Source organism: Streptomyces gilvosporeus, assembly GCF_002082195.1.
GTDB classification, from domain to species: Bacteria; Actinomycetota; Actinomycetes; order Streptomycetales; family Streptomycetaceae; genus Streptomyces; species Streptomyces gilvosporeus.
This window is the reverse complement of the sequence record NZ_CP020569.1, coordinates 406394-419084: the sequence shown is the minus strand read 5'-3', so window position 1 is coordinate 419084 and position 12691 is coordinate 406394. Positions and strand designations below refer to the sequence as shown.

10 protein-coding genes are annotated in these 12691 nt (G+C 70.5%); 6 read left to right on the top strand and 4 right to left on the bottom strand.

Annotated features, from left to right (window positions below):
* Nucleotides 1-422: 422 nt before the first annotated feature.
* The 3 genes from B1H19_RS38485 to B1H19_RS02095 all read left to right on the top strand — a co-directional run bounded on the left by B1H19_RS38485 (nt 423) and on the right by B1H19_RS02095 (nt 3336).
* On the top strand, nt 423-1475 hold the full coding sequence (locus tag B1H19_RS38485) for a hypothetical protein (RefSeq protein ID WP_159027935.1): 1053 nt from the start codon (nt 423-425) through the stop codon (nt 1473-1475).
* Nucleotides 1476-1696: 221 nt separating this feature from the next.
* The gene (locus B1H19_RS02100; RefSeq protein ID WP_083102559.1) at nt 1697-2389 is read left to right on the top strand and encodes a class F sortase; all 693 of its coding nucleotides are present in this window, start codon (nt 1697-1699) and stop codon (nt 2387-2389) included.
* A 320-nt stretch (nt 2390-2709) separates the two neighbouring features.
* On the top strand, nt 2710-3336 hold the full coding sequence (locus B1H19_RS02095; RefSeq protein WP_083102558.1) for a GntR family transcriptional regulator: 627 nt from the start codon (nt 2710-2712) through the stop codon (nt 3334-3336).
* Nucleotides 3337-3389: 53 nt separating this feature from the next.
* On the opposite strand, the gene B1H19_RS02090 is transcribed toward B1H19_RS02095, so the two are convergent.
* Nucleotides 3390-4184 carry a carbon-nitrogen hydrolase family protein gene (locus tag B1H19_RS02090; RefSeq protein ID WP_083102557.1) on the bottom strand — a complete coding sequence of 265 codons (795 nt, stop codon included), beginning with the start codon at nt 4182-4184 and terminating at the stop codon, nt 3390-3392.
* A 189-nt stretch (nt 4185-4373) separates the two neighbouring features.
* Here B1H19_RS02090 and B1H19_RS02085 point away from each other — a divergent pair, with 189 nt between their 5' ends.
* Nucleotides 4374-6755 (top strand): DUF4132 domain-containing protein, encoded by a 2382-nt coding sequence (locus B1H19_RS02085; RefSeq protein WP_159027934.1) that lies wholly within the window; start codon nt 4374-4376, stop codon nt 6753-6755.
* A gap of 15 nt (nt 6756-6770) precedes the next feature.
* Here B1H19_RS02085 and dacB read toward each other — a convergent pair whose 3' ends face one another.
* Nucleotides 6771-8390 (bottom strand): D-alanyl-D-alanine carboxypeptidase/D-alanyl-D-alanine endopeptidase, encoded by a 1620-nt coding sequence (gene dacB / locus B1H19_RS02080; RefSeq protein WP_083109376.1) that lies wholly within the window; start codon nt 8388-8390, stop codon nt 6771-6773.
* A 231-nt stretch (nt 8391-8621) separates the two neighbouring features.
* On the opposite strand from dacB, the gene B1H19_RS02075 reads away from it, so the two are divergent.
* Nucleotides 8622-9491 (top strand): LLM class F420-dependent oxidoreductase, encoded by an 870-nt coding sequence (locus tag B1H19_RS02075; protein WP_083102555.1) that lies wholly within the window; start codon nt 8622-8624, stop codon nt 9489-9491.
* A 36-nt stretch (nt 9492-9527) separates the two neighbouring features.
* Here the strand turns inward: B1H19_RS02075 and B1H19_RS02070 are convergent, their stop codons facing one another.
* Together B1H19_RS02070 and B1H19_RS02065 are read right to left on the bottom strand one after the other, a co-directional pair.
* Nucleotides 9528-10187 (bottom strand): NADPH-dependent FMN reductase, encoded by a 660-nt coding sequence (locus B1H19_RS02070; RefSeq protein WP_083102554.1) that lies wholly within the window; start codon nt 10185-10187, stop codon nt 9528-9530.
* Between the two features lie 141 nt (nt 10188-10328).
* Nucleotides 10329-11495, bottom strand: coding sequence for a GDSL-type esterase/lipase family protein (locus B1H19_RS02065; RefSeq protein ID WP_083102553.1), 1167 nt, complete (start codon nt 11493-11495; stop codon nt 10329-10331).
* Nucleotides 11496-11716: 221 nt separating this feature from the next.
* Here B1H19_RS02065 and B1H19_RS02060 point away from each other — a divergent pair, with 221 nt between their 5' ends.
* Nucleotides 11717-12556: a patatin-like phospholipase family protein gene (locus tag B1H19_RS02060; RefSeq protein WP_107425843.1), complete on the top strand. Its 840-nt coding sequence runs from the start codon at nt 11717-11719 to the stop codon at nt 12554-12556.
* The last annotated feature ends 135 nt before the right edge of the window (nt 12557-12691 follow it).

Here is a 12691-nt window from a genome sequence, read left to right as displayed (position 1 = left end):
AGGTTGGCGCACTGTCGCCCGCGTCCCGGTCTCGCCTGCTCGTGTCCGCGCCCGCCCGCGGTCCACCACGCTCGCCGGCGGCCGCGCCCTTCGCCCATAAGCCTTCACCGGTGCCGGACGACCCCGTTCCCACCCCTCTCTGCCACTCACTCTCCGTGATAAAAGGGCGGTCCCGGCTGCCGTGTACGCCGTCTGTGCAGCCCGCTACACCGTCGAAGCCGCGACACGCCGGAGGGGCGCGCCATCGAACGGGTGACAAAATCGGGTCGAGCCACCCGAAGAGCGGACGAAGTACCCCGAATGCGGCGTTCTCAGGTGGTGCCGAGGCGCCATCTGGTTGACGTTGATCACGTCGCAATTGCGGTCCGATGAGCCGATGACGTGTCGGCCTTCGCAGTAGCGATGTGAAAGGACCAGTCTCCATGCGCACTGCTCGCACCCTTTTTGCCTCGGCCGCCGTTTCCGCGGTCCTGGCCATCACTACTCCTGCTGCCCAAGCGATCACCGTGTTTGGCGACGACGGTGGATCCAGCAGCCGCGACCACGGTCGAGGTCACGGCGGTGACCCCGGCCGCGACTGGGGCGGCGACCACGGCAACGCCGGTAGCACCGGCAACACCGGAACCGCCACGAAGCCGTCCGGTGGTATGAAAACCGGTGGCGGCGCCCTGACCCACGACTGGGGAGGTGGCGACGACGGCTGGGGCCGCGGCCACGGGCGTGACCACGGCCACGGCCGGGGCGACGACCACGGCCGGGGCGGCGACGAACACGGCCACGGCCGGGGCGACGACCACGGCCGGGGCGGCGACGAACACGGCCGTGACCACGGCAACGGTGGCGGCAACGGCAATGCCGGCAACAACGGCAACGCCGGCAGCAACGGCAACGCCGGCAGCAACGGTGCCGCCGGCAGCAACGGTGCCGCCAAGAAGCCGTCCGGCGGTATGAAGACCGGTGGCGGCGCCATGTCCAGGGTCATCACCAAGGACTGGGGTGGCGGCGGCGACGGCGGCGGCTGGGGCCGCGGCCACGGCGACGGCCACGGTCGTGGTGACGGCGGTCGCGGCGACGGCCACGGCGGCGGCTACGGCGGCGGCTACGGCGGTCGCGGCGACGGCCACGGCCGGGGCGACGACCACGGCCGGGGCGACGACCACGGCCGGGGCGGCGACGAACACGGCCACGGTCGTGGTGACGGCGGTCGCGGCGACGGCCACGGTGGCGGCTACGGCGGCGGCGGTGGCGGTGGCGGCCACGATGGCGGTGGCGACCACGGCAACGCCGGTAACAACGGCACCGCCGGTAACAACGGCACCGCCAAGAAGCCGTCCGGTGGTGTCCACACCGGTGGCGGCGGCATGGCCCTGACCGGAGGCGGCCTCGCGGCCGGCTCGTTCCTGATGCTCGGCGGTCTCGGCGCCGGGGTGTATGTGCTCCGCCGCCGCAACGCGCGGGGGAACAACGCAGCCTGATTCGGCTGCGCCCCCACAGTTAGCCGTGGTGTCGCGGCCACCGTCGCAGATGGACGGTGGCCGCGACGATTGCCGTTCCAGGCCCCCGCCTCACCCTCGCCCCTCTTCAGCGCCGGCACCGATGCCTGTACATGAGGCGCCGGTACCGAAGCGCCCGTACAAGAGGCGTCGGTGCAGGACGCGCCCGCACAAGAGAGTCCGTACGAGAAAGGCAGCGCTCCATGGCCTTCCAGCAGAAGCCTCAGCCGAACCCACCCCGGAACGCACCCGGTTCCGGACCCCTCAGCCGTCGGCTGATGTGGCCTGCCGGGGCGTTCCTCCTGGGGACCCTGTTCGTCTACAACTCCATAGGCGCACCAGCGGACCCCGCATCACAGTCCCGCCCCGCGGTGGCCGCCACCGCCCAGGCCGGCGGCATACGTTCCGCCCCCGCCTCCGTTCCGGCGCTGGCCCGCTCCGAGCCCACACGGCTCTCCATCCCGGAGATCGGCGTCGATGCGCCCTTCGTTCCCCTGTCGATTGGCCCGGCCGGTCAGCTCAACGCCCCGCCCGGTAACAACAACAACCTGGTCGGCTGGTTCAAGGGCGGGGCGACTCCCGGCGAGCGCGGTGCCTCGATCGTCGCCGGCCACGTCGACACCAAGACCGGCCCGGCAGTGTTCATGCTGCTCAGCAGGCTCAAGAAGAGCAGTACGATCAAGGTCACACGAGCCGACGGCATCGTCGCGACCTTCAAGGTCGACTCGGTCGAGACCTTCAGCAAAGCGCAGTTCCCCAACGACCAGGTCTACGCCGACACTCCGGACGCCCAGCTGCGCGTGATCACCTGCGGCGGTCCGTACAACAGGGCCGCCAAGGATTACGAGGACAACGTCGTGGTGTTCGCCCACCTCGCCTCGTCGGGCCGTACATGAGCGGGTAGCTGGGGAACCGGGGGCCGGTCCCCTAGCGGACCGGCCCCCGGTAGAGCCCTTGTACGGCCGGGAGTTGAGGTAGGAGCCCGTAGTCCGGCCACCCCGCAGCACCGTGATAACTTCTGCATCCACCTGCATACACCATGCATGCAGAAAACGCGGCGGGAAGCGCAGCCCGCGGTGCACCTTGCAGTGCCCGCGACGGCCACCGCACAGCGCGACGGGGATCTCAGCGGGGAGCGGCGGGAAGCGCAATGGGAAAGACGATGCAGTCGGGGCCAGCGGTGCAGTCGGGGCCAGAGAAGCAGTCAGGTCCAACGATGCAGTCAGGTCGCGAGAAGGCGTACACCTATCTCAAGGACATCGTCCTGACAGACCCCGACATGCAGGACCGCTTCCTGTCCGAGCAGGACCTCGCCGACCGTATCGGCATCTCCCGCACCCCGATCCGCGAAGCCCTCCTCCTGCTCGCCGCCGAGGACCTGGTACGGCTGGTGCCCAAGCGGGGCGCGCATATCGCGCCGCTGTCCGGGCGCGACATCCGCGAGCTGATGGAAATGCGCGGCCTGATCGAACGCTTCGCCGCCGAGACCACAACGGCGCACGGCACCGTCCCGGTAACGGAAATGGCCGACCTCCTCACCCACCAGGAATCGCTCCGCGGCGAGCGCACCACCCAGGAATTCATCGCCGCGGACCACCGCTTCCATGCCGCTCTCGTAGCCGCAGTCGGCAACACCCTGATGAGCCGTCAGTACGATGCGCTGCGCAGCCGCCAGAGCCGGGTCGGCATCATCACGCCCTACCGCACGGGCCGACGCCAGGACGAGGTGCTCGCCGAACACCGGCAGATCCTCGACAGTCTGGTGGCCGGCGATGCCGCGGCCGCCTGTACGGCGATCGACCGTCATCTCCGGGCGACGCAGCATATTTTGCTGGCGGCGTAGGGGCGCGCCCGCTGTCACGTCCCTCCCTTACCTGCCTTCAGGCGGGGGAGCCTTCAAAGCCGTCGATTGTCCAGTACGGCCACCGCACGACGCACCCGCTCGGTCTCCTCGACGTCCACCTCGGCGGTGAGCAGATCGGGTACGGCTTCCAACCGGGCCCGTACGGTGCCGTCGGGGGCGATCAGGGCGCTGTGCCCGACGCCCGTCGGCGCGGGGGTGGGCAGCTCCGGATCGGCCTGCGGGTCCGGGGCGGCGGCGTCGACCGCGGCCAGCCAGACCGTTGCGTCCAGGGCGCGGGCCCGCACCAGGAGGTCCCACTGCTCACGCTTACCGGGACCGGCACCCCACGCGGCGGATACGACGCAGAGCGCCGCCCCCGCGTCCGCATGCGCCCGGAACAGCTCGGGGAAGCGCAGGTCGTAACAGGTGGCCAGGCCGATGCGGACCCCGTCGACGTCGATCGTCATCACCCGTGAGCCCGCCGCGACCGAGTCGGACTCCCGGAACCCGAAGGCGTCGTACAGATGGATCTTGTCGTAGGACGCATCCACGTCCGGCCCCACGGCCAGCAGCGTATTGGTCACCTTGCCCTCATCGGCCGGGGTGAACATCCCCGCAACAACCGTCACGCCCGCCTCCCGGGCCGCCGCCCGCACTCCCTCGGCCCAGGGGCCGTCCAGAGGCTCTGCCACCTGCCGCAGGGGAGTCCCGAACCGCGCCATGGCCGCTTCGGGGAACACCACCAGGCGCGCATCCTCCCGCGCCGCGCGGCGCACCTGCTCCCGTACCGCGGCGAGGTTCTTGTTCGGATCGGCGGACGGCGTCATCTGACACAGGGCGATGCGCATACAGCTCCCTCTCTCGTGGCACGCACTTCACGTCGTCAACTCTTCTGTGCACCGGTGTGTTCCGGAGTCTGCGATGTGGCCGGGGAAATCGGCGGCTCTTGTGGTGTTCTTCGGCGTGTCAGGGGAGGCCCCCCGGGGGCTCCGCGCTCGGAAGGGCGATTGTCAGACCCTGCCCTTACCGTTCGTGACATGGACGAACTTTCTTCGCACGCCGCTTGGTTGTCCGCCGTGATGGCCGGTCCGCCGCCGGACCTGGGTACGTCCGGCGGAGCGTGGGCCGCCTGCGCCCGTCTGACCCCGCTCGAGTTGGGCGCGCTGCTGCCCGCGGCGTACCGCACGCTCGCCGACGAGGACGCCCACGAGCACGCGCGACGGATCGCCCGCGAAATCACCTGGGCCACGACACAGCCGGCATTCACAGCCGCCTCTCTCGCGGACTTCTACGCGGCGCTCGCCGTAGCGCCGAAGCCCACCGACGTCTGCTACGCGGCGGGCGCGCTCCTGCGCTGCACCGATAGGGGCATCGAGGAAGGGGGCCGGTCCGCTCTGGCGGCGCCTGCCGCCGCCCTGGTGTCGGCGGCGACGGCGACGGAGGCGGTGATGGGGGATCACATTGCCGGCGCCGCATTGGCCGTATCCGCGGTGGCCGGTCCGGCCGTCGAGGCGGAGCTCGTCGCCCGCCTCCGCACGGAATGCGGGAACAGCCCGCTCCGGCTCGCCGAACTCGACGTGATGCTCACGGCCGACGCCATGGAACGGGCCTGGATCGCCGAGGACTGCAGATACCCCTCCCTGACGGGCACCTGGCCGCCGCTCACGGATCGGCTCGTGGAATACACCCCTTCCCCATCCTTCGCCGAACTCGCCCGCCGTACGCTCCATTCCGCGGCCGACCACTTGGCCGCCCTCCACACCGGTCGGGTCCCGTACGCCGCCGACAAGGCGTTCACCCCCGCGGATACGGAGACCCTCCGCCGCGCCGCCCGGCTGGCCCTACGTCACGATGAACCATGGACCGGGGAGGTGCTGGCCACCTTGCTGCCCCGGCTCGCCGTGGCACCGACCGCGGCGCGGACGCTCCCGTCACAGGGCGCCTGCATCGTCCTCGCCCAGGCCGTCGAAACCTACCCGACCCCCGAATCCGTCGCCGCGCTCCGCGAAGCACACCGCGTCGTCCGCCACGCCGGCGTCCGCAAGAAACTCGACCGCCTGCTGTCCCGCGCCGAACGCAACCTCGCCAAACGCCCCGGGACCCTGCTCCGCCTTCCCGACCTCGGCTACGGCCCCGACGGCACCCGAAGAATCCCCTGCGGCGACTGCACCGCCGTCCTCACCGCCGCCCCCGAACCCACCCTGACCTGGGAACGCGCCGATGGCCGGCCCCTGCGGGCGCTCCCGGCCGCCGCCCGCCGCGACCATCCGGAGGAGGTCACCGCGGCCCGCGAGGTACTGCGCACGACCCGCGCTCAGACGCGCACCCTGCTCCGCGGACTCGAAGGCGGCTATCGGGAGGGGACCGTCTACCGCTTCGAGCGCTGGCGCGATTCCCTGGCCACGCATCCGGTGGCGCGCGGGGCCGTCCGCCGCCTGATCTGGGAGATCGAGTACGCCCCCGGAGACTGGCGAGCAACCTTGCCCGAAGCCGACCGCCCCCTTGATCCCGAGCCAGCCCCTTCGGCCGCCGTCCGCCTCTGGCACCCCGCCCGCGCCACCGACACCGAACGCCGCCTCTGGCGCGACCGGATCGCCGACCTCCGGCTGCACCAGCCCTTCCGGCAGGCTTTTCGGGAGCATTACGTTCCAGATGTTCCGGACCTTCCAGACCTCCCGAACCTTCTGGGCCTTCCCGAGGGGGCACCATCACCCTCGTCACACTCAACAGACATGTTCCGTGGCCACTTGGTGCGTATCGAGACGGTCCTGGGACTGGCCGCACGTCAGGGCTGGCGTATCGACGACGACGAGCTCGCCCTTTCGCTCCCGGAGGTGACCGCCTACTTCGGTCTCGCCGCGAAGCTCTACCCGGGAGCGAGCGGATGGGCCGAGACAGAGGACGTGCGCCTCGTTCGTGCCGGGGGAGGAGGCCCGCAGCCGTTGCGCGGGCTCGATGCTGTCAAGCGCTCTGAGATCCTGCGCGCGGTCGACCTCCTCGTCAGCGCATCCAGCTACGCCTGGCATGACACCGACGGCGACACCGCCGCGCACCTCCGTGGCCGCTCCGCCTTCGACCGCGACGCACGACAGCAACTCGACCGCCTGCATGCCCTCCCGCTGGGCCAGACCGCCCAGCTGCGCCGCGAGGCCCTGCACCGTATCTTCGCCGGTCACCTGTCCTCCGGCCGCGTGGAGTTCGGCGCCCGCCACCTCCGCCTGGACGGCTACGCCATTCACCTCGCCACCGGCCGCGTCACCCGCGACGGCGATCCGGTCGACATCGCCGTGCCCAAGGGCCGCACGGCCCGCCCCCTGCCCTTTCTGCCGTACGACGAACAGCTCCTGGAACGCATCGTCCGCACCGCGGAGGAACTCATAGCGCGGGTGGGCACGGGACCGTCGGATCCGCCCAGCTGACCGGGCAGCCCACACTCAGCCCCGCCCGGCCGCATCCTGCTGCAGACGTGCGGCGATATCCGCCACGTCATTCCCCATGTCCAACACCCCGGTGACATCGGCGCCCGACGTCGACGCCCCATTCACTCCCACGAAGAAGACATCGAAGTGCCCCTTACGCGTTTCCAGATATCCGGCCGCGGTCTCTGCGCCCACAGCCAGCCGGTCGTTGAGCGCATCGCCGCCCGCCACGGTGCCGGTCTTGGCGAAGACCTTCCCGCGCGACGGGCAGTCGCGGCAGGCGCCCGCCAATGTCCCATCCACCCCGAGAATCGGCAGTGACCTGCGAAAGCGTTCCGCCTGGGAGGTGTGCTGCCAGTACGTCAGCATCTGCGCCAGGGCCTGCGGGGTGGTCCGGTCGACGGGATTTCCTCCGCGCCCGTCGGCCAGCTGCACCGCCTTGCGATCGACCTTTGCGTCGTCCAGGAACTGCGCGAGGACGGGGAATCCGTCTTCGCAGTCGGAACTCCCCGTGCGTGTCGCCATCAAACAGATGCCGAGATTCGCCCCGAGGTTATGGCTCACCTTGAAGATGAGCTCGGCGTACTGCGCATACGTCGGGGAGGAATACCGGGCCACCGCGGGGGCGCTGCGGTAGGAGGCCGGCAGCCGGTAGTCCGGATTGGGACCGGTGGCAGCCGCGCGCACTTCCACCCCGGCCCGCTTCAGCGCCTCGATCAGTGCGGTGCGTCCAAAGGCGTTGGGGTCCTTGACCGGAGCCACCCGCAGGGCGGGTGCGGAGCCGGCGGCGATGGTGCCGGACAGCCGGATGCGGGTGCCGTCGGGGGAGCTGTTGACGTGGATGTTCGCGGGGCTGCCGGACGCGACGGTGCGGACGGTGGAGGTGACGCGGTAGGGCGCCACCTTCGGGCGCCACTCCAGTCGCGCCGGCGCACCCGGACCGGCGCCGGGTGACGTCAGCAGATCGATGAGGTTGTCATTGATGATCAACGGTGTGGGGGTCGGGCGTAGCACCGGATCGGGCCGGAACAGCCGTGCATCGACGACCACATCCCCCTCGACCCGTGTGATGCCCGCGTCACGCACCTGCCGCGCCAACTGGTCGATTCCGGCCAGCGGGTCTTGCGGGGTGAGCGTGGCTCCCGGCAAGTCATTGGCGTAGGTGTGGTCGACGTTGGTGAACGCGACCGTACCGTCCTTGCGGGTACGGCCGCCGAGCGTCAGATCCCCCTGCGCGACGAGATCCAGATCGCCGTTCAGCGTCGGTCCACTACGCCGCCCGACGGCATGAACGGGCGTGACGAACCGGTAGTCGCTGCCGAGGCTGTGCCACGTCCCGCTGACGCTGAAGAGCTTGGCCGACGACCCGGGGATGAAGAACTGGTCGGGGTAGCGCGACTGCACCACCTCACCGCTGTCCGGGTTCTGTTGGAACAGCCCCCACTGGGCGTGCCCGTACGTCGGCTTCCGCATGATCGAGGCGATCCGCGGATCGAGCCGATGTGGAGAAGGCGAGGGCGAGGGTGACGGCGTGGCCTGGACGAGACCGGCCACGACCGCACCGACGGTCAGCACCAGCCCCAGGCCGCCGAGAACACGCCGTCGGCCGAGACGCCGCCGACCCCTGTGTGGCATGACGGATGAGGACATGCGCACCCCGCCGATCGTGTCGTTCCTCGCGTACGTACCGCTGTGCGCCGCCTCCCGAACGTACTGCGCCGCACCACGGCATCCGCGCAATGCACGGCCCCGGGTCCCCCGTACGCCTCAGCCGCCACCCCCATGCCCGCAGCGCCCGTGTGCGGCGCGCCACGGCACCCGGGCACGTCCGCGCTTCGCGCTTAAGGTGACGCCCGGAGGTGGAGAATGCGAGTGGGGTTGCACGCGCTCGGTATCGGTGCCGGTGCTCGTCCCGAGGTGATCCGTGCGGTGGCCACGGCGGCGGAGACGCACGGCTTTGCGAGGCTCTGGTGCGGTGAGCACGTGGTGCTCGTGGATGCGCCCACCTCTCGTTACCCCTACTCCGCGGACGGTCGGATCGCCGTGCCTGCGGACGCGGACTGGCTGGACCCGCTGCTCGCCCTGACCTTCGCGGCGGCGGTCACCAGCCGGATCGAGCTCGCCTCCGGCGTACTCCTGCTGCCTGAGCACAATCCGGTCCTGGTCGCCAAACAGGCCGCCACACTCGACGTGCTCTCCGCCGGGCGGTTCAGCCTCGGGGTCGGGGTCGGTTGGTCGGCGGAGGAATTCGCAGCGCTCGGAGTCCCCTTCGCCGGGCGGGGGCGGCGCACCGACGAGTACCTTGCCGCGATGCGCGCCCTCTGGGCCGAGGACCCGGCCTCCTTCGCAGGGGAGTTCACCCGCTTCGACGCGATCCGGGTCAATCCGAAGCCGCTGCGCGGCGGCCGGCTCCCGGTGGTGGTCGGCGGCAACAGCGACGCCGCCTTGCGCCGGGCGGTCACGCTCGCCGACGGCTGGTACGGCTTCAACGTCCCGGCGGCCGACGTCCCCGCGCGCATCGCGGTTCTCGCCGACGAGTGCGCCCGCCACGGTCGCGCTTTTGACGAGCTCACGGTCGCCGTCGCGCTGAGCGACGGCATCCCGGAGCACCTCCCCGTGCTCAGTGCGGCGGGCGTCACCGAACTCGTCGTCGTCGGCGCACCCCCGCCCGCTCCCGACGCGGCGGCCACCTGGGTCGCGAAACTCGCCCGGACCTGGATTCGCCGGGAGGAATAGCCGGGGCCGGCCGGGGACGGATTCCCGCGATCCGGCTCAGTCCTCCGCCCGCTGCGTCACCGACGCTTCCGTGGAGTCGCCCAGGAACTCGTACCACCGGCGTTGCAGACACACATACCGGGCGTCGGCCTCGACCAGGCTCAGAAAGGCCGAGACCGTCTCCCTCAGACGCTGATGCAGCGCGGAATCGGCCAGCTGCCCGTCGTCGGTGAAGCCCTTGTGGGCCGCGGCGAGGCTGAACATATCGGGGTAGACACGGGTGCCGAGGTGCTCCAGCGGCACTCTCAGTGCCCACAGGCCCCGGTTGCCGCCGACCAGGGACGGTGAGGCGGAAAGCAGCAGGGCATGTTTGGTCTTGAACGGTTGCGGTCGGACCCGCGAGACCCAGTCGATCGCGTTCTTCACCACGCCCGGTACGGAGGCGTTGTACTCGGGGGAGGACAGGACAAAGGCATCGCACCGTTCGAGCCGGTCGCGCAGCGCCAGTGCGCCGTCCGGTACCCCGTTCGCGATCTCCAGATCGCCGTCGTACAGCGGCATCTCGAACTCCCGCAGCGCGGCCAGATCGACGTCGGCTCCGGCCTCACCCATCATGCGGCCGGCGAGGGCAGCCAGACGGGAATTGGTCGAACCGGACCGCAGCGAAGCACCGAGAACAAGGACGCGCAGCGGGCTGGGGTGGGCATCTGTGGCCATGATGACGTCCTTCAAGGGCTGGGGGGTGGCAGCAGCGTATAGGCGCGGGCGCGAGATGTCGGGGAGCAGCGCGCCAGGCTGCCGGGGCCATTTCCCCGGGGCCGATGGCCGGTCTACGGGTCGGCGCGCCGCTGAGCCCTCTTAGCCTCCGCTCACCGCAAACGGTCCGTCGTCGCCGAAGGCCCAGTCGGCGAAGCGTTCGCCTATGCGCCGGTGGCCGGCGGGGTCCGGGTGGAGTTGGTCGGGGAGCGGCAGTTCGGCGAAGTCCGGTTCGCCGTAGAGGGAGCGGCCGTCGAGATAGTGCAGGTTCGGGTCGTCGGCTGAGCGTTGGGTGATGATGCGGGAGAGCTCGTCCCGGATGAGGGTGAGCGTCAGCCGTCCGCTGGTGCGGTCCGACGGGTCGCTAAGGGCCCGGAAGCGTAGCTTTGGGGCGTCGAAGTCGGGTGCGACGGGGCCCGGGGTGTCCTCTTGGATGGGGCAGAGGACGGGGGAGACGACCAGCAACGGCGTGGTCGGGTGGCCCTCGCGGAGGGTGTCGAGGAAGCCGTGGACCGCCGGGGAGAAGCCGCGTAGGCGCATCAGATCGGCATTGGCCAGGTTGATGCCGACCTTGAGGCTGATCAGGTCGGCGGGAGTGTCCCGCATGGCGCGTGCGGTGAACGGGTCCAGCAGGGCGTTGCCGCCGAACCCCAGGTTGATCAGCTCCACACCTCCCCGGGCGGCGGCCAACGCCGGCCAGGTGGCGGTCGGGCTTTCGGCCGTGGAGCCATGGCTGATCGAACTGCCGTGGTGCAGCCATACCCTGCGGCCGTGGCGCGGCGCGGTCGCGACCGGAGCGTCGGTGCGCAGCGCGATCAGCTCGGTGATTTCCGTCTGCGGCAGCCAGATCTCGACGTCCTTCTCACCGGCGGGCAATGCGGCGAACCGGGCGGTGCCCATCGGGCCGGGCCGGGTGACCGCGGACCAGGTGGCCATGTCGATGGTGTGCGTGTTGCCGCCGGGCACACTGGCCCGGCCGGTGAGCTTCCCGTCGACGACCAGGTCGTACACACCGTCCGGGGGGACCGGAGCGCCCTGGTAGACCGTCTTGGTGGGGAGTACGTCCAACTCGATGGCGGTGGCCCGGGTACGTAATGCCAGCCGCACGCCCGAGGGCTGGGCCTCGACCATGGCCAGATATGGATCCGGGAACTGCTTTCGGGCCCAGGCGGGCAGCCGGTGGGGCAGTATGCCGTGCGCAGTGCGCTCCACATCGAGGGCGCCGCGCAGGAGGCGGGGTTCGACGGGTGTGGTGATCCAGTCAGTCACCGTTGGCCCTCCTCATTGCTCTCCTTGGTGCTCTCCCTATGGAGGCTGTGGACGTCGTCGAGCTGGGCGTTCATGAGCCCAGCCTGTCAACCGGATGCCCGATGTGCATACGGATTTCCCTCGTACGGACGGGGAAACGTCGGGAATAGCCCTGACCAGCTGCGAGTTGGACAGGGCACGGCACTGCACAGGACCAGTGCTCGAGTGAAGGGGAGGGGTACGTGGTGAACGATCGCGCACTGGTGCTCGGCGGTGGCGGTGTGGCCGGGATTGCCTGGATGACGGGCGTACTGGCCGGTCTTGCCGACGCAGGGATCGATGTCAGCGATGCGGAGTTTCTGCTCGGCACCTCGGCGGGTTCGGTGGTGGCCGCGCAGGTTGCCAGCGGCGCCGATCTGGCCTCGCTCTACCGCGCACAGGTCGAACCTGCCCTCCAGCAGCGTGAGTTGATACCCAGAGAGGGAGCACTTGCCGAGGTCTTCGCGTTCGTAGAGAAGCTCGACACGGAGGTGTCCGACCCGCTGGAGCGCCGCCGCCGCATGGGGGAGGTGGCGTTGGCCGCGGATACCGTCGCCGAGGCCGACCGCCTGGCGGTCATCGAGGCTCGATTGCCCTCCCACACCTGGTCAGAACGCCTGCTCCGGGTGGTTGCGGTGGACGCCGTCACGGGCGAGAGCCGGCTCTTCGACCGTACGTCGGGTGTCTCCTTGGTCGACGCGGTGGCCGCGAGCTGCGCCGTGCCCGGTGTCTGGCCGCCTGTCACGATAGGTGCGGCACGCTATATCGACGGCGGCATCCGCAGCCTCACCAATCTCGACCTGGCGGCCGACTACACCCGCGTGTTGGCAATCGCCCCCATGCCCGACGCGACACTGGAGGCCGATGCCGCAGCCATTGCCGGGCGCGGCCGCATCGAGGTCGTCACCCCCGATGACCCCTCCCGTGTCGCCTTCGGCACGGACCCGCTGGTCCCCACCACGCGCACCCCCGCCGGCCACGCCGGTTTCGCCCAGGGACGCGCCGCCGCCCCGGCGGTCGCAGCGCTCTGGAGTGAGGCGTAGCCCCTTGAGGACACGAGACATGCACAAGACATGAGGGACTGCGCGACCGCCGTTCATGCTGCTGGGGGAGAGGTGAGCGGCGGCGAGTCCGAGTGGTGTCAGTCGAGCTGAGGCAGGCGAGGCGCCGGGGCGGCG

Coding starts and splice junctions, on each gene's coding strand:
- B1H19_RS02075 (WP_083102555.1), top strand. CDS start 8,622: ATGCGAGTGGGGTTGCACGCGCTCGGTATCGGTGCCGGTGCTCGTCCC.
- B1H19_RS02100 (WP_083102559.1), top strand. CDS start 1,697: ATGGCCTTCCAGCAGAAGCCTCAGCCGAACCCACCCCGGAACGCACCC.
- B1H19_RS02085 (WP_159027934.1), top strand. CDS start 4,374: ATGGACGAACTTTCTTCGCACGCCGCTTGGTTGTCCGCCGTGATGGCC.
- B1H19_RS02090 (WP_083102557.1), bottom strand. CDS start 4,184: ATGCGCATCGCCCTGTGTCAGATGACGCCGTCCGCCGATCCGAACAAG.
- B1H19_RS38485 (WP_159027935.1), top strand. CDS start 423: ATGCGCACTGCTCGCACCCTTTTTGCCTCGGCCGCCGTTTCCGCGGTC.
- B1H19_RS02070 (WP_083102554.1), bottom strand. CDS start 10,187: ATGGCCACAGATGCCCACCCCAGCCCGCTGCGCGTCCTTGTTCTCGGT.
- dacB (WP_083109376.1), bottom strand. CDS start 8,390: ATGCCACACAGGGGTCGGCGGCGTCTCGGCCGACGGCGTGTTCTCGGC.
- B1H19_RS02095 (WP_083102558.1), top strand. CDS start 2,710: ATGCAGTCAGGTCGCGAGAAGGCGTACACCTATCTCAAGGACATCGTC.